Source organism: Streptomyces venezuelae, from assembly GCF_008642295.1.
Lineage (GTDB): Bacteria > Actinomycetota > Actinomycetes > Streptomycetales > Streptomycetaceae > Streptomyces > Streptomyces venezuelae_C.
On sequence record NZ_CP029190.1, the window covers coordinates 2,197,254 to 2,214,289 of the forward strand.

Here is a 17,036-nt window from a genome sequence, read left to right on the forward strand (position 1 = left end):
GGGGCGGAGCCTCCAGCGGGGCCGGCTATGTCAGGGCGCCCTGGATCGTATGGGCCAGGGTCGCGGCGGCTGCGGACGGGAGGGGTTTGCCGTCCGCGTCGACCACGTACACCGTGTCCACCGCGTTCGCGCCGAGGGTGGAGACATGGGCGCTGCGCACCCGGACCCCGCCCGATTCCAGCGCCCGCCCGATCCGGTGCAGCAGCCCCACCGCGTCCGGGGCCCGCACCTCCAGGACCGTGGCCAGCGAGGACACCTCCGGGACCACCGTGACCCGGGGCGGCGGCGGGACCACGCCCCGCCGCCGCGGGTAGGCCGCCTCGCGGTCCGCCAGCTTCGCCGGGACGTCCAGCGAGCCGTCCAGCGCCCGCACCAGGTCCGCGCGCAGCCGGGCCGCCTCCGGGAGCGAGCCGTATTCGGCCGCCACCCGCCAGCGCAGCACCAGGACCTCGCCCAGCCGGTCGGGGAGTTCCACCGAGCGCAGGTCGGCGGCCCGGACGGTCAGCCGGTGCAGGGCCAGGACGCCGGCCACCGCCGGCAGCACCCCGGGCTGGTCGGGGACGGCCACGGCCAGCTCGACGCCGACCGCGTCGGCCTCCTGCCGGGCGTGCAGGGTCAGCACGGGCTCGCCGGTCCGCAGGGCCTCCACCGCGAGGCGTTCCTGTTCGGCCCCGGGCAGGGCGGGGGCCGAGGGGGCGGCCGGCGCCCCGTCCAGGACGGCCGCGACCCGCCGTACCAGGTCGGCGACCAGGGAGCCCCGCCAGGAGGACCAGGCCGCCGGGCCGGTGGCCAGCGCATCCGCCTCGGTGAGGGCGTGCAGGAGCTCCAGGGTGCCGGCCGAGCCGACCGCGTCGGCGACCGACCGGAGGGTCGCCGGGTCGTCCAGGTCACGGCGGGTGGCGGTGTCGATGAGCAGCAGGTGGTGGCGTACCAGGGTGCCCAGCACGGCCGCGTCGGCCGGGTCGAAGCCGACCCGTACGGCGACGTCGCGGGCGATGGTCTCGCCGGCCACCGAGTGGTCGCCGGGCCAGCCCTTGCCGATGTCGTGCAGCAGGGCGGCCATCAGCAGCAGGTCCGGCCGGCCGACCCGGCGGGTCATGGCCGAGGCCCGGACGGCCGTCTCGATGAGGTGCCGGTCCACGGTCCAGGTGTGCACGGGGTTGCGCTGCGGCCGGCAGCGGACCCGCTCCCAGTCCGGGAGGAGCCGGGAGATGATCCCCTCGGCCTCCAGGGCCTCCCAGACGGGCACGGTGGGCTCGCCGGCCCCCAGCAGGGTCAGCAGCTGTTCGCGGGCCTCGGCGGGCCAGGGCACCGGCAGCGGCCGGGTCTGGGCGGCGAGCCGGCGTACGGCGTGCAGCGAGACCGGCAGTCCGGCCTGGGCCGCGGCGGCGCCGAGCCGGAGCGGCAGCACCGGGTCGCGTTCCGGCCGGGCGGCCAGGGCCAGCACCACCTCGCCGTCCTGTACGACCACGCCTTCGGCGAGCGGGGCGCGCTCGGCGGGCCCGGCGGACCTGGAGCCGAGCAGTCCGCGCAGCCGGGGGCGGGCCGAGCGGGCCCGCAGGACCCGGCCGACCTCGCGCCAGGTGACGTCCCCGGCGTACGCGACCACCCGTGCGGCCTCGTACACCTCGCGGAGCAGGGCGTCGGCGTCGAGCAGGCCCATCCGGGCGGCCACCTGGTCCTGCTCCTGGAGGGAGAGCCGGTCGCCGGCCCGGCCGGTGACCAGGTGCAGGGCGTCGCGGGCGTCCAGCAGCCGGCGGCGGGCCTCGGCGAGGCCCTCGCGCGGGGCGTCGGCCAGCCAGGAGGCGGCGACGGCGCGCAGCGCGGCGAGGTCCCGGAGCCCGCCCCGGGCCTCCTTCAGGTCGGGTTCGAGGAGGAAGCGGAGCTCGCCGAACCGTTCGGCCCGGTCCCGGCACAGGGAGTGCAGCTCGGGCAGCCGGCGGGGGGCCTGGTTGCGCCAGTCGGCCAGGACCGAGGTGCGCAGCCCGGCCAGCAGGCCGAGGTCGCCGGCGACGGGGCGGGCGTCGAGCAGGCCGAGCTGGACCTTGAGGTCCTCGCCGGCGGTCTTGCGGGCTTCGGCCGGGGTGCGGACGGAGTGGTCCAGGGCGAGGCCCAGGTCCCAGACCGGGTACCAGAGCCGGTCGGCGAGCCGGGAGAGCGCGGTGGGGTCGGCCTTGCCGTCGTGGAGGAGCAGCAGGTCGAGATCGCTGCGCGGGGAGAGCTCGGCGCGGCCGTAGCCGCCGACGGCGACCAGCACCGCGCCCCGTACGCCGCTCTCCTGGGCCGCCGCGGCGAACAGGGCGGTCAGCCAGTCGTCGGTGAGTCCGGCCAGGGCGGAACGCCGCGAAGGCCCGGGCCGGCCCTCCTCCTGGAGAAGGCCCACCCGGGCCGCCGCGTACCCCCCGGGCCCCGGGCCGGCGGGATCGGCGGGTCCGGTCGGGCCGGTGGGATCGGTGGCATCGGTCGGGTCGGTGGGATCGGTGGTCGTGTTCTCGGCACTCGTCACCCGACGGCTCCCGGGTTCTGGGGGTGTCCGGCTGGTCGGGGCCGGACGCCCCGGTTCGGCTGGTGCCGTGCCGCTGTGCTGAGCGGCATCGGCGCTGGGGACAACGCTGTGAACGCCTCCGCCGGGGTCTCCCGGACCACCAGGTCCGGGAGACCCCGGCGGACGTGCGGCGACCGCCCTACAGGGCGTCCGCGCCGCGTTCGCCGGTGCGGACCCGGATCACCGAGTCCACCGGGACGCTCCACACCTTGCCGTCACCGATCTTGCCGGTCTGGGCGGCGGAGACCAGGACATCCATCACGTCGTCGGCCGCGTCGTCCTCGACAAGGACCTCGATGCGCATCTTGGGAACCAGGTCGACGGTGTACTCGGCACCGCGGTAGACCTCGGTGTGGCCGCGCTGCCGGCCGTAGCCGCTGGCCTCGGAGACCGTGAGCCCCTGGACGCCGAAGGCCTGGAGGGCGTCCTTGATCTCGTCCAGCTTGTGCGGCTTCACGATCGCGGTGATGAGCTTCATGCGTCGACCTTCTTCGAGTCCAGGACGGCGGTGGCGGTGGTGGCGGTGCTGCGCGAGGAGACGCCCCCGCCCGCGCCGCTGAAGTCGTAGGCGGTCTCGGCGTGTTCGACCTGGTCGATGCCGGAGACCTCGTCGTCCTCGCTGACCCGCATGCCGATCGTCTTGTCGAGGAGGAAGGCGAGCAGCGCGGATGCCAGGAGAGAGTAGGCGAGGACCGAGAAGACGCCGACCGCCTGCTTGCCGAGCTGTTCGAGGCCGCCGCCGTAGAAGAGGCCGGCCGCGTCGGACTGGACTCCGCCGGTGGCGAAGAATCCGACGAGCAGGGAGCCGAGGACACCGCCGACGAGGTGGACGCCGATCACGTCGAGGGAGTCGTCGTAGCCGAACTTGTACTTGAGGCCGACGGCCATGGCGCAGACCAGGCCGGCGATCGCTCCGATGGCGATGGCGCCGAGCGGCGAGCAGGAGCCGCCGGACGGGGTGATGGCGACCAGGCCGGCGACCGCGCCGGACGCGGCGCCGAGGGTGGTGAAGGAGCCGTGCCGGATCTTCTCGTAGCCCAGCCAGGCGAGCATGGCGGCGGCGGTGGCGACCTGGGTGTTGAGGAACATGACGGCACCGATGCCGTCGTCGTTGCCGAGCCAGGAGCCGGCGTTGAAGCCGAACCAGCCGAACCACAGGAGGCCGGCGCCGAGCATCACCAGCGGGAGGCTGTGCGGGCGCATCGGGTCCTTCTTGAAGCCGACGCGCTTGCCGATGACGAGGATCACGCCGAGGGCGGCGGCACCGGCGTTGATGTGGACGGCGGTACCGCCGGCGAAGTCGATGACGCCCATCTCGAAGAGCCAGCCGCCGGAGCCCCAGACCCAGTGGGCGACGGGGAAGTAGACGACGGTGACCCAGAGGGTGATGAACAGGGCCCAGGCGGTGAACTTGACGCGGTCGGCGAGGGCGCCGCTGATCAGGGCCGGGGTGATGATGGCGAACATCAGCTGGAACACGGCGAAGACGTACACCGGGATGGTGTAGCCGTCCCAGAGCTGGGTGAGGCCGAGACCGCTGAGGCCGACGTACTCGGAGGACCAGCCGATGACGGATCCGACGTCGGCGCCGAAGGCGAGACTGAAGCCGAAGAGGACCCAGAGGATCGTGACGATCCCGAGGCTGATGAAGCTCATCATCAGCATGTTGAGGCTGCTCTTGACGCGGACCATGCCTCCGTAGAAGAAGGCCAGGCCCGGGGTCATCAGCATGACCAGGGCGGAGCAGATGAGCATGAACCCGGTGTTCGCGGCAGACAGTGTCGGGGCGTCTGCGGCAAGGGTCGTGATGGCGGATGCTGCCATCGGCGTCTCCTCGTCGTCGGTACGTTCGCGTGCGGGCGATCGTGTGAAACCTGAGCGGCGGCGTACGGCCGGCCTGCCTGCGGGACTGGCCGGTTATTGGCCCTGAGATTCGCGCAGGCCGGTTTCCGGCGGTGCCGCTCGGTGTTTCGCGACGGTGACGAAGAGGTCGGGCGTGTTACGCGCCCATGAACGGGTGATCGCGAACGGGTGCTCGCTGTGTCCGGCCGCGGCAGGACCCGGATGACCTGGCCGGGGGAGCCTGATCGGGCTTCGCGGGGTGCCTGCCGCGGCCGGGGTTCAGACGGCCTCCGCGGACTCGGGGAGGCGGGCGGCGAGGTGGTCGGTGAGCCGGACGACCTCGGCGATGTCTCCGTACTCGCGTGCGGCGGTGTCTACGGTCTTGCGGAGCCGGGTGTTCACCCGCTCGGACCGCACCTTTCCGGCCACGTCGAGGGCTTGGTCGACGAGGACGGTGGCCTGTTCGGGCTCGCGCTGGAGCAGGTGGACGGTGGCCATGCCGATGAGGTTGAGGGCGTAGGAGCGCTGGTGGACCTCGTCCTTGGCGAAGAGTTCCACGGCACGTTGCATGACGGGTTCGGCGAGGGAGGCGTAGGTGGGGCTGCGGCCGGCCACATAGGCCAGGTCCCGGTAGGAGTGGGCGTTCTCCCCGTTGAGTTCGGCCTCGGAGAAGAAGCGGATCCAGTCGGGCTCGGGTTCGCCGTCGAGGCCGGCGTCGCCGAAGGTGTCCTCGGCCATCCGGACGGCCCGCTTGCAGCGGCTGGGCTGGCCCATGTTGGCGTAGGCGCGGGCCTCCATCGCATACAGCATGGCCTGGGTGCGCGGGCCGGCGCAGTCGCGGCTGCCGTACTGGGCGAGGTGGATGAGTTCCAGGGCGTCCTCGGGGCGGCCGAGGTGGATCATCTGACGGCTCATGTTGGAGAGGATGTACGAGCCGAGCGGCTTGTCACCGGCCTCCTTGGAGGCGTGCAGGGCGAGGACGAAGTACTTCTGGGCGGTGGGGTGCAGCCCGATGTCGTAGCTCATCCAGCCGGCGAGTTCGGCGAGTTCGGCGGCGACCTTGAACAGGCGCTTCAGGACGGGTGCCGGGTGGTTCTCCTGGAGCAGGTCGGTGACCTCGTGGAGCTGGCCGACCACGGCTTTGCGCCGGAGTCCCCCGCCGCACTGGGCGTCCCACTGCCGGAACATCACGGTGGTGGCTTCGAGGAGGTCGAGTTCCGGTTCGGAGAGCCGGGGCGGTCGGTGGCCGCCGAGGGCCGCCGGCCCGCCGCCCGGCGCCGGGTGGCCCGCCGCCGGTCGCGGTCCGGGGTCGGTGGCCGGGATCGGGACCAGCCAGCGCTGCATGGGCTCGATGAGGGCGGGGCCGGCGGAGAGGGCCAGCGAGGTTCCCAGGAAGCCGCGGCGGGCGAGCATCAGGTCGCTGCGGGAGAACTCGCCGAGCAGCTCGACGGTCTGGGGGCCCGCCCAGGGCAGGTCGACGCCGGAGACGGACGGGGTCTGGTGGGCGGTGCGCAGGCCGAGGTGCTCGATGGCGACGACGGTGCCGAAGCGTTCGGAGAACAGCTCGGAGAGGATGCGCGGGACGGGCTCGCGGGGTTGTTCGCCGTCGAGCCAGCGGCGGACCCGGGAGGTGTCCGTGCTGATGTGGTGCGCGCCCATCTGCCGGGCGCGGCGGTTGACCTGGCGGGCGAGTTCGCCCTTGGACCAGCCGCTGCGGACGAACCACGAGGTCAGTTGTTCGTTGCGGGCAGTGGACGCAGCAGGCTCTGCGTTCGTTCCGCTTGCGCCGTTGCCGCTCACTGGAACGCCCCCATCCGTTCAGCACTCTCCACCCGAACCCTGGCCGGGCCCGCGCGGACCTTCGCGGGCCTTCACAGGCCCTTCACCGATTGCCTCCGGCATACCCACGGATGAGTCCGCCACCGGGGTTCGTGCACCGAAAGTAATCCTACGATCACCCCTGCCGCGAGGTCGATTCCAGAAACGCCACCATTCGCCACCCCATCGAATGAACTCGCCACCCGCCGGGCGCGATTCACTGGACACAGACCGGCTTCAGTGGCAAGCAGGGCACGAAGTGGGGCGCGTAACCACCGGCTGACCGGACCCGTTGGAGGGGCATGGGCATGGGCATGGGCTTCACGATCGGCGGCAGCCGGGGCACCAGGGAGTTCCGGACCGGCACCCGGCGCCGCGGCCGGATGTCGGACTGCACTGCAGTGGCGGAGTACACCGGCCTGTGGGGCTGGGACGCGGTCCCCGGCGCCCGTGCCGCCGGCCCGGCCCGGGGCTGCTCCTGCGGCGACCGCGGCTGCCGGGCTCCGGGCGCGCATCCGCTGCCGGGCGCGCGGGCGGTTCCGGCGGGCGCGACCCTGGACGAGGCCACCGAAGCCTGGGCGGACTATCCCGGCGCCGCCGTGCTGCTGCCGACGGGCCGGAGCTTCGATCTGATCGAGGTCGCGGCGGAGGCCGGCCGACGGGCGCTGGTCCGGCTGGAGCGGATGGGCCTCCCGCTCGGCCCGGTGACCGCCACCCCGGACGGCCGGGCCCAGTTCTTCGTGGCTCCCGGCGCGGCGGCGGAACTGCCGCAACTGCTCTACCGGATGGGCTGGGACGACGCCGGCCTGGATCTCCGTGCGCTGGGCGAGGGGTCCTTCCTGACCGCCCCGCCCTCGGACCACGGGGGCCTGGGCCCGGTCACCTGGCTCCGCCCGCCGACCCTGGACACGGCAGGCCGGCCGCCGCAGGCCCGGCTGCTGCTGGGCACCCTCGCCTACATCTGCCACCGCTTCCGGAACTGACCCGGGCCCAGCCCCGGCGGGGCTCCGGGTACGCCGGGGCCCCCGGGCTTCCTGTGAAGCGCGGGGGCCCCGGGCAACGTACGACCGTGCCCGTCCGGTCCGGCAGATCCGCAGATCCGGCGGATCCGGCGGTCAGTCTCCGATGAGGGCGTCGACGAAGGCGGCCGGTTCGAACGGGGCCAGGTCGTCCGGTCCCTCGCCCAGGCCGATCAGCTTGACCGGGACGCCCAGCTCGCGCTGGACCGCGACCACGATGCCGCCCTTGGCGGTGCCGTCGAGCTTGGTGAGCACGATGCCGGTGATGTCCACGACCTCGGCGAACACCCGGGCCTGGGTGAGGCCGTTCTGTCCGGTGGTGGCGTCCAGGACGAGCAGGACCTCGTCCAGCGGGCCGTGCTTCTCCACCACCCGCTTGACCTTGCCGAGCTCGTCCATCAGGCCGGTCTTGGTGTGCAGCCGGCCCGCGGTGTCGATCAGGACCACGTCCGCGCCCTCGGCGATGCCCTCCTTGACCGCGTCGAAGGCGATCGACGCCGGGTCGCCGCCCTCGGGGCCGCGCACGGTGCGCGCACCGACCCGCTCGCCCCAGGTCTGCAGCTGTTCGGCGGCGGCGGCGCGGAAGGTGTCCGCCGCGCCCAGCACCACGCTGCGGCCGTCGGCGACGAGCACCCGGGCCAGCTTGCCGGTGGTGGTGGTCTTGCCGGTGCCGTTGACTCCGACGACCATCACCACGCCGGGGGTGTCGGCGCCGCTCTCGGTCTTGACCACACGGTCCATGTCCGGGCCGATGAGGGTGATGAGCTCCTCGCGCAGCAGGCCGCGCAGCTGGTCGGGGGTGCGGGTGCCGAGCACCTTGACCCGCTCGCGGAGCCGGTCGACCAGCTCCTGGGTGGGGGTCACGCCGACATCGGCGGTGAGGAGGATCTCCTCGATCTCCTCCCAGGTGTCTTCGTCGAGGTGCTCCCGGGAGAGCAGCGTGAGCAGGCCCTTCCCGAGGGTGTTCTGGGACCGCGCGAGCCGGGCGCGCAGCCGGACCAGCCGGCCCGCGGTGGGCTCCGGCACCTCGATCTCGGGCGCGGCGGGCGCGACCGGGGCCTCGGGCTCGGCCGCGACGGGGGCCTCGGGTGCCGCGGCCTCCGCCTCGGGGAGCACGACCTCCTCGATGGTCCGGCGCGGCTCTTCCACCGTCGGAGCGGCGTCCTCCCCCACCTGCGGTTCGGCGGGCGGGGCAGTGATGGTCGGCGTGCTCGGCGGTGCCGGGGGCGGCAGCTGCTTCTTCTTGCGGCTGCCGACCACGAGCCCGCTGATGACGCCGACCGCGACCAGGGCGATGACTACAGCAAGGATGAGGATGTCCATAACGGGTCCAGTATCGGCCACCGCGGCCCTCCGCCCCGGCAGCCGGAGGGTCCGACCGGGACTTAAGCCGCTATTTGTGTTGTCCGCGCGCAACCTACGATGATGGGGCATCCCCTCCCACACCCACACGGAGCACGCATGCCTGCCGAGGCCACCGACGGCGCGATAGAGACCCGCGGCCTGGAGCCCGTACCCGACAGTGAGCGCACCGGCCGCGTCCGCGAACTCGTCCCGACCTGGGTCGCCGCGAACATCAGCGTGCTGCTGCTGACCATGGGGGCGGGCCTGGTCATCTTCAACGGGCTGAACTTCTGGCAGGTGCTGGTCGTCGCCGTGGCCGCGCCCGTGGTCTCGTACGGGATCGTGGGCCTGATCTCGATCGCCGGGAAGCGCGGCGGCGCCCCCGGCATGGCCCTGTCCCGGGCCGTCTTCGGGCAGCGCGGCAACCTCTTCCCCGGCGCGCTGATCTGGATCGCCCGCTGGGGCTGGGAGACGATCAACGCGGTGAGCGGCGCCTACGCCCTGATCACCGTGCTGGACCTGCTCTTCGGCATCGAGAGCAGCACCCCGCTGATCGTGGTCACCCTGCTGCTGTTCGTCGGCTGCACCTTCCTCGTCTCCGGGCTCGGCATCAACGCGCTGCGGGTCTGCTCGACCTGGTCCACGTACCTGTTCGGCGCGTTCAGCGTGCTGGTCCTCGGCTACCTGGTCTTCGACACCGACTGGTCCGCGGTCTTCGACAAGCCGGCCGGCTCCACCGCGATGATGATCGCGGGCATCGGCACCATCGCCGCGGGCGGCATCAGCTGGGTGCCGTCCGGCCCGGACTTCACCCGCTACCTGCCGCACACCGCCTCCTCGCGGGGCATGGTCGGCGCGACCGTCGGCGGTGCGGCCGTGGTCGTCATCCCGATGGTGCTGATGGGTGCGGTGATGGCGGTCGGTACGCCGGACCTGGCCAAGGCCCAGGACCCGGTGTCCTTCATCGGCGAGCTGCTGCCCACCTGGATCGCGGTGCCGTACCTGCTGATCGCGCTGGTCGGCATGCTGCTGATCAACTCGATGTCCATGTACTCGGCCGGGTTCACCGCGCAGACCCTGGGCATCAAGGTGCCGCGCGCCGCCGCGGTCAGCGTCAATGCGGTCATCAGCCTGGTCTTCGGCTTCCTGCTGATGGTGGTGGCGACCAGCTTCTTCGGGTCCTTCATCTCCTTCCTGACCCTGCTGGCGGTGGCCTTCTCCGCCTGGATCGGGGTGTTCGGCGTGGACATGCTGCGCCGCCGGACCTATGACGCCGGGGCCCTGATGGACACCACCCGCACCAGCGCGTACTGGTACCGGGGCGGGTTCGCCTGGCAGGCCATGACCGCCTGGGCGGTGGCACTGGCGGTGGGGCTGCTCTTCACCTCGGTGGACTGGTTCAGCGGGCCGCTGGCCGGCACCTGGATCGGCGAGAACGGGCTGGGCTGGGCGGTCGGCATCCTCACCTCGGGCGTGCTGTACGGCGTACTGCCGCGCTCGGGAGGGGCGGAGCCGGCGCCTGCCGGCACCGCGAACACCGCGAACACCGCCAACACCGCCGACGCCACGGGCACCTCGGACGCCGCCGGGGCCGTCCCGGCGGGCCGGCGCGAGACCGCCGGATCCGGATCCCTGTCCAACTGACGCTACGTCAGCTAGCCTCCCCCTCCGCCGCCACACCACATCCTCCGGAGGGGGAGCTTCCATGCCCATCACCGTGGCCCGGTTCAACCTCGTCGACCCGAACGGCACCCCCGAGACCCTCTCCGCCCGCTACCGGGCGGCGCTGGAGATGGCGAAGTACGCCGACGACCGCGGGATCGACACCATCCAGACCGAGGAGCACCACGGCACCGACAACAACTGGCTGCCCTCCCCCTTCGCCTTCGCCGGCGCGGTGTTCGGCGCCACCCGCCGGATCGCGGTCACCGTCTCGGCGATCATCGGTCCGCTCTACGACCCGCTGCGGGCCGCCGAGGACATCGCGGTACTGGACCTGCTGAGCGGCGGGCGCCTGGTGACGGTGGCCGGCATCGGCTACCGGCCGGAGGAGTACGAGCAGCACGGCGTGGAGTGGGGCCGGCGCGGCAAGCTCCAGGACGAGCTGCTGGAGACCCTGCTGAAGGCGTGGACCGGCGAGCCGTTCACCTTCCGCGGCCGGACGGTACGGGTCACCCCGCGGCCGTTCACCCGGCCGCACCCTCTGCTGCTGGTCGGCGGCAGCTCCCGGGCCGCGGCCCGGCGCGCGGCCCGGCTCGGGCTGCCGTTCTTCCCGAGCGCCCACCTGCCGGAGCTGGAGGCGTACTACCGGGCGAGGCTGGCGGAGTACGGGACGGAGGGCTTCTGCATGATGCCGGCCGCCGAGACCCCGCTGCTGCACATCGCGGAGGACCCGGACCGGGCCTGGGCCGAGCACGGCGAGCGGTTCCTGCACGAGGCCGGCCGGTACGCCTCCTGGCAGTCCAAGGACATCCGCTCGGCGGTGCGGTCCGGCGCCCGGACGGTGGCGGAGCTGCGGGCCGAGGGGGTCTACCGGATCCTGTCGCCGGAGGAGGCCGTGGCCTATGCGCGCGGCGCGGGCGAGGCCGGGAACCTGGTGCTGCACCCGCTGTGCGGGGGCATGCCGGTCGACGAGGGGTGGCGCAGCCTTCAGCTGCTCTGCGAACAGGTACTGCCCCGGCTCAAGGACTGAGCCGGGGCAGTGACCCGCACGAGGAGAGGGGTGGTGGCGGGGATGGTTACCCCATCTCCTCCAGCGCCTTGCCCTTGGTCTCCGGCACCCATTTGAGGACGAAGGGGATCGAGAGCAGGGCGAAGAACGTGTAGATCACGTACGCGCCCGACAGGTTCCAGTCGGAGAGCGTCGGGAAGGTGACGGTGATCAGCCAGTTGGCGATCCACTGGGCCGCGGCGGCCACGCCGAGGGCCGCGGCCCGGATGCGGTTCGGGAACATCTCGCCGAGCAGCACCCAGACGACCACGCCCCAGGAGAGGGCGAAGAAGAGCACGAAGGAGTGCGCGGCGATGAGCGCGATCGTGCCCTGGGTGTCGGGGATGGAGATGTTGCTGCCGGTGCCGGACTTGTAGGAGAAGGCCCAGGCGCACACGCCGAGGGAGACCGCCATGCCGGCCGAGCCGATGAGGGCCAGCGGCCTGCGGCCGATCCGGTCGACGAAGACCATCGCGATCACGGTGCCGATGATGTTGATGATCGAGGTGGTGAAGGAGTAGAAGAACGAGCTGGTCGGGTCGATGCCGACGGACTGCCACAGCGAGGAGCTGTAGTAGAAGATCACGTTGATGCCGACGAGCTGCTGGAACACCGACAGTCCGATGCCGACCCAGACGATGGGCAGCAGCCCGAAGCGGCCTCCGAGCAGGTCCTTGAAGGTGGACTTGTGCTCGGACTGCATGGCGAGCTCGATCTCGTGGACCCGTGCGTCCAGGTCGACCTTCGTGCCCTCGACCTCGCCCAGCACCTTCTTGGCGTCCGCGGTGCGGCCCACGGAGACCAGGAAGCGCGGGGACTCGGGGATGACGAAGGAGAGCGCGCCGTAGAGGACGGCGGGGACCACCATCACGCCCAGCATCCACTGCCAGGCCTCCAGGCCTGCGATCTCCCCGCGCTGGTCTCCGCCCGCGAGGTTGAGGATGCCCCAGTTGACGAGCTGGGAGACGGCGATGCCGATGACGATGGCGGCCTGCTGGAAGGAGGCGAGCCGGCCGCGGTAGGCGGGCGGGGAGACCTCGGCGATGTAGGCCGGGCCGATGACCGAGGCCATGCCGATGGCGAAGCCGCCGATGACCCGCCAGACGGCGAGGTCCCAGAGGGCGAAGGGGAGGGCCGAGCCGAGCGCACTGGCCGTGAAGAGCACGGCGGCGATCTGCATGCAGCGGATACGGCCGATCCGGTCGGCGATCCGGCCGGCCGTGGCGGCGCCGATGGCACAGCCGATGAGAGCGGCGGCGATCACCTGGGCGAGGGCCTCGGAACCGATGTCGAAGCGGCTGCGGATGGCCTCGACGGCGCCGTTGATCACGGAGCTGTCGTAGCCGAAGAGGAATCCGCCCATCGCGGCTGCCGCGGTGATGAAGATGACATGGCCGAGGTGTTCGGGGTGCGGGGAGGATCCGCCGCCCGAGGCCGACGCCTGGTTTGTGCTGGTCAAGGTGCGCTCCGTGGGGGTTTTGTCCGTCCTACCAGTGGCGCACAGCTCAAGATCTTGCACCACCCGAAGGCGGGAGACAGCGGAGCGAGCCTATTCGTTCAGTTTCTGAAGTCAATACCTCGGGGATTGCCGTCGGGAGGAGTTCACCCCGGATGACTTCATTCACTTCTTGAAACGAGGTGGGGGAAGGCCCCTCAACGGAGGCGCTGGCTGATGACCTTGGAGACCCCGTCGCCCTGCATGGATACGCCGTACAGCGCGTCGGCGACCTCCATGGTCCGCTTCTGGTGCGTGATCACGATCAGCTGTGAGCTCTCCTGGAGCTCCTCCATGATCCGGATCAGCCGCTGGAGGTTGGTGTCGTCGAGTGCCGCCTCGACCTCGTCCATCACGTAGAACGGGCTGGGCCGTGCCTTGAAGATGGACACCAGCAGGGCCACGGCGGTCAGCGAGCGCTCCCCGCCGGAGAGCAGCGACAGCCGCTTGACCTTCTTGCCCGGCGGGCGGGCCTCGACGTCCACGCCGGTGGTGAGCATGTTGTCGGGATCGGTCAGGATCAGCCGGCCCTCGCCACCGGGGAACAACCGGGAGAAGACCCCCTCGAACTCCCGGGCGGTGTCCCGGTAGGCCTCCGTGAACACCTGCTCGACGCGCTCATCGACCTCCTTCACGACCTGAAGGAGGTCGGCCCGGGTCTTCCGGAGGTCGTCGAGCTGTTCGCTCAGGAATTTATGCCGCTCCTCCAACGCGGCGAACTCCTCCAGGGCCAGCGGATTCACCTTGCCGAGCTGCTGGTACGCCCGCTCGGCCGCCTTCAGCCGCTTCTCCTGCTGCGCCCGGACGAACGGGCCGGGCCGGTTGCGGGGGTGCTCCGGGTCCTCCGGGAGCTCCTCGCCCTCGGCGGGGAGGGAGGGCGGGACCAGCTGATCGGGGCCGTACTCGGCGACCAGGGCGGCGGGCTCCACGCCGAGCTCCTCGAGCGCACGGGTCTCCAGTTGCTCGATGCGCAGCCGCTTCTCGGCGCCGAGCACCTCGCCGCGGTGCACCGAGTCGGTCAGCTTGTCGAGCTCGCCCTTGAGCTCGCGGCCACGGGTGCGGGCCGCGGTGAGTTCCTGCTCGCGCAGGCCCTTGGCGTATTCGGCGTCCTGCCGCTCGGCGTCCGCGCGCCCGAGCGACACCTCGATGTGCGTGAGGAGCTGGCGGGCGCCGTCGGCGACGGCGGCGGCCACCTCGGCCTCGTGGCGCAGCCGGGCCCGGCGCCGTTCGGCGCGGGCGCGGGCCTCGCGCTCGGCGCGGGCGGCCCGGTCCAGGCCGTCGGCCCGGCCGGCCAGGCCCTTGACCCGCTCCTCGTGGGTCCTGAGCTGGAGCCGTGCCTCCATCTCGGTCTGCCGGGCGTTGGCGCCGTCGGCGGCGAGCCGGTCCCGGACGGCGGTGTCCGGCTCCTCCTCCACCGGGAGTTCCTCGGCGACGGCGAGCCGCTCGGCGCACTCCTCGACCTCCATCAGCGCCTGGTCCAGGGCGTCCTGGGCCTTGGCCGCGGCGGTGGCGCTGCGCTCGGCCTCACCGGCCGCGCCCTTCGCCTGGCCGGCGAGCCGGCCGAGCTGCTGGGCGACCCCGGCGCGGGCCCGCTCCGCTTCCCGGCGCCGCTCGGCAAGTTCCTCGACCAGGGCGGCTGCGGCGGTCCGCCGCTGCTCCGCCGCCACCCGTACGCCGGCCAGCTCGCCGCACCGCACCTCGAGCCCGGCCAGCTCCCGGGCCGCCTCGTCGACGGCGGCCTGCACCTCGATGAGGCTGGGCACGCCGGCGGACCCGCCGTGCGCGAGGTGGGCGCCGAGGACGTCGCCGTCGTGGGTCACGGCCATGAGCTCGGGGCGCTCGGCGACCAGGGCCTCGGCGTCCTCGAGCGTGGGCACGACGAGATAGTCCCGCAACACCCACCCGACGGCCCGGCACACGGCCGCATCCCCCCGCACCAGCCCCCCGGCCCACGGCCACCCGCCCACCACGGCCAGCCCGGCGACGAAGCCGCCGGCGCCCGGCGCCTCGGCGCCGGAAGCGGCGGCAGTTTCGGCGGCGCAGCCGCCAACCTCATCGGCACCGGAAGCGGGCCCGGGGGCACAGCCGCCCACCCGCTCGGGGGCGAAGCCGCCGGCCTCGTCGGCGCCCGGCGCGCCGGCACCGTCGCGGGGCCCGGGGGCAAAGCCCCCGACCTGCCGCACCGCCGCATCCACGGCGGCGAAGCCGCCAGCGCCCGACGCCCCGGCGCCGCCCGCGGCGGCAGACTCGGCGGCACAGCCGCCAGCTCGCTCGGTGGCGAAGCCGCCCGCCCCTTCCGGGGCAACGCCCGGCGCCCCGGTGTCGCAAGCCGGCACGGGGGCGAAGCCCCCCGCCTGGCCCGCGGCCGTGCGGGCGGTCGGTTGGGGTGGGACCGCCGGGGGGTGGGTCGGTGCGGGGACGTGGGGTGGGGTGATCAGGAGGGTGGCTCGGCCTGCGTCGGTCGTGCGGAGGTGCCGCAAGGCCAGGGACGCCGCGGCGGGCGACCCGACCGCCAGCGCGTCCGCCGCCGCGCCCAGCGCCGCCGCGACCGGGACCTCGTACCCCGGGGCCACCGACAGCCGTTCCGCCGCCGGGCCGAGGAGGCCGGCCAATCGTTCCCGCGCTGCCAGCAGCGCGCCCGTGCCGTCCTTGCGGCGCAGCCCCAGCGCGAGCGCGTCGTGCCGGGCGGAGACCGCCGCCCGGGAGCGTTCCGCCGCCGCGACCGCGTCCCGCGCCGCGCCCAGCGCCGCCTCCGCATCCGCCAGGTCCGCCCGCGCCGCCCCGTGCGCGGTGGCCGCGTCCGTGTCCCCGTCCGCCGCGCCGACCTCCGCCGCCAGCGCCTCGTACTCCTCCTGCGCTGCCGCCGCCCGGGCCTCCGCCTCGTCCCGGGCCGCCACCAGCCGCTCGATCTCCGCCTGTGCGGCCCCGGCCCGCGACCGGGCCGCGCCCAGCCGGCCCGTCAGCCGGGCCAGCCCTTCCCGCCGGTCGGCGATGGCCCGGGCCGCATCGCGGAGCCGCCGTTCCTCGTCCGCGAGGGTCCGTTCCAGGTCGGCGCGGTGCGCGACCGTGTCCTCCAGTGCCCGGCTCGCGGCCTCCAGCGCGGCGGTCAGTTCGGCCTCCTGCTCGCGGATCCGGGCCGCCTCCCGCTCCAGGTCCTCCGGGTCGCGGCCCCGCCGCTCCTCCTCCGCCGGGGCGGTCGCGCTCTTGACCCGGGCGTCCGCGAGCGAGACCGTGCCGCGGACCCGCTCGGCCAGCTGCGACAGCTCGTACCAGGTCTCCTGCGCCTGCCGGAGCCGCGGGGCGAGCTCCCCGACCGAGGCTTCGAGGGCGGCCTCCCGCCGCAGCGCCAGGGCCAGTTCCGCCTCCGCCGCGTCCTTCCGTTCCTTCAGCGCCGTCTCGTCCGCGATTTCCGCGTCCAGCGCGGCCCGCAGGGTGACCAGGTCGTCGGCGAGCAGCCGCAGCCGGGCGTCCCGCAGATCGGCCTGGATGACGGCGGCCCGCCGGGCCACCGCCGCCTGCCGGCCCAGCGGCTTCAGCTGCCGCCGGAGTTCCTCGGTCAGGTCCTGGACCCGCGCCAGGTTCGCCTGCATCGCGTCCAGTTTCCGCAGCGCCTTCTCCTTGCGCTTGCGGTGCTTCAGGACGCCCGCCGCCTCCTCGATGAAGGCGCGGCGCCCCATCGGATCGGCGTGCAGGACGGAGTCCAGCTGGCCCTGGCCGACGATCACGTGCATCTCGCGGCCGATACCGGAATCCGACAGCAGTTCCTGGATGTCCAGCAGCCGGCAGGTGTCCCCGTTGATCTGGTACTCGCTGCTGCCCCCGCGGAACATGATCCGCGTGATGGTGACCTCGGCGTAGTCGATCGGCAGGGCGCCGTCGGAATTGTCGATGGTCAGGGACACCTCGGCGCGGCCCAGCGGCGGGCGGCCGGTGGTGCCGGCGAAGATGACGTCCTCCATCTTCCCGCCGCGCAGCGATTTGGCGCCCTGTTCTCCCATGACCCAGGACAGCGCATCCACCACATTGGACTTGCCGGAACCGTTCGGGCCCACCACACAGGTGATTCCGGGTTCGAAGCGCAGGGTGGTGGCGGAGGCGAAGGATTTGAAGCCACGCAGGGTCAGGGCCTTGAGGTGCACGCCGCCGGACTCTACCTTTCACGTTCGGTTTCACCCATGAAGGTGCAGGGCACAACAGACGTTAAAAGAAATCCGCCCCTCGCGTGGATCACCGCAGGGCCGAGTCCGAGGGCAGAGTCCGAGA

At 73.1% G+C, this 17,036-nt stretch carries 10 protein-coding genes; 3 read left to right on the plus strand and 7 right to left on the minus strand.

Annotated elements, in window-relative coordinates; genetic code table 11:
• Positions 1-25: 25 nt before the first annotated feature.
• The 4 genes from DEJ50_RS09495 to DEJ50_RS09510 all read right to left on the minus strand — a co-directional run bounded on the left by DEJ50_RS09495 (position 26) and on the right by DEJ50_RS09510 (position 6,187).
• Complete coding sequence (locus tag DEJ50_RS09495) at positions 26-2,506, minus strand: [protein-PII] uridylyltransferase (protein ID WP_150207127.1); 2,481 nt, start codon at positions 2,504-2,506, stop codon at positions 26-28.
• 178 nt (positions 2,507-2,684) lie between these two features.
• Complete coding sequence (locus tag DEJ50_RS09500; RefSeq protein ID WP_150207128.1) at positions 2,685-3,023, minus strand: P-II family nitrogen regulator; 339 nt, start codon at positions 3,021-3,023, stop codon at positions 2,685-2,687.
• Positions 3,020-4,369, minus strand: a complete 1,350-nt coding sequence (locus DEJ50_RS09505; RefSeq protein ID WP_150207129.1) for an ammonium transporter — start codon at positions 4,367-4,369, stop codon at positions 3,020-3,022. Before DEJ50_RS09505 ends, DEJ50_RS09500 begins: the two co-directional genes overlap by 4 nt.
• A gap of 297 nt (positions 4,370-4,666) precedes the next feature.
• Positions 4,667-6,187 (minus strand): hypothetical protein, encoded by a 1,521-nt coding sequence (locus DEJ50_RS09510; RefSeq protein ID WP_150207130.1) that lies wholly within the window; start codon positions 6,185-6,187, stop codon positions 4,667-4,669.
• Between the two features lie 332 nt (positions 6,188-6,519).
• Here DEJ50_RS09510 and DEJ50_RS09515 point away from each other — a divergent pair, with 332 nt between their 5' ends.
• A complete protein-coding gene (locus tag DEJ50_RS09515) occupies positions 6,520-7,188 on the plus strand; it encodes a bifunctional DNA primase/polymerase (protein WP_150212023.1) in 669 nt (222 codons plus the stop codon).
• 132 nt (positions 7,189-7,320) lie between these two features.
• Here the strand turns inward: DEJ50_RS09515 and ftsY are convergent, their stop codons facing one another.
• Positions 7,321-8,547, minus strand: coding sequence for a signal recognition particle-docking protein FtsY (ftsY, locus tag DEJ50_RS09520; protein ID WP_150207131.1), 1,227 nt, complete (start codon positions 8,545-8,547; stop codon positions 7,321-7,323).
• Positions 8,548-8,685: 138 nt separating this feature from the next.
• Here ftsY and DEJ50_RS09525 point away from each other — a divergent pair, with 138 nt between their 5' ends.
• Both DEJ50_RS09525 and DEJ50_RS09530 read left to right on the plus strand, forming a co-directional pair.
• Positions 8,686-10,212, plus strand: coding sequence for a cytosine permease (locus DEJ50_RS09525; protein ID WP_150207132.1), 1,527 nt, complete (start codon positions 8,686-8,688; stop codon positions 10,210-10,212).
• A 61-nt stretch (positions 10,213-10,273) separates the two neighbouring features.
• A complete protein-coding gene (locus DEJ50_RS09530; protein ID WP_150207133.1) occupies positions 10,274-11,260 on the plus strand; it encodes an LLM class flavin-dependent oxidoreductase in 987 nt (328 codons plus the stop codon).
• A 46-nt stretch (positions 11,261-11,306) separates the two neighbouring features.
• Here the strand turns inward: DEJ50_RS09530 and DEJ50_RS09535 are convergent, their stop codons facing one another.
• Both DEJ50_RS09535 and DEJ50_RS09540 read right to left on the minus strand, forming a co-directional pair.
• Positions 11,307-12,737 (minus strand): sugar porter family MFS transporter, encoded by a 1,431-nt coding sequence (locus tag DEJ50_RS09535; protein ID WP_150207134.1) that lies wholly within the window; start codon positions 12,735-12,737, stop codon positions 11,307-11,309.
• Positions 12,738-12,931: 194 nt separating this feature from the next.
• Positions 12,932-16,912 carry an AAA family ATPase gene (locus DEJ50_RS09540; protein WP_150207135.1) on the minus strand — a complete coding sequence of 1,327 codons (3,981 nt, stop codon included), beginning with the start codon at positions 16,910-16,912 and terminating at the stop codon, positions 12,932-12,934.
• Between the last annotated feature and the right edge of the window lie 124 nt (positions 16,913-17,036).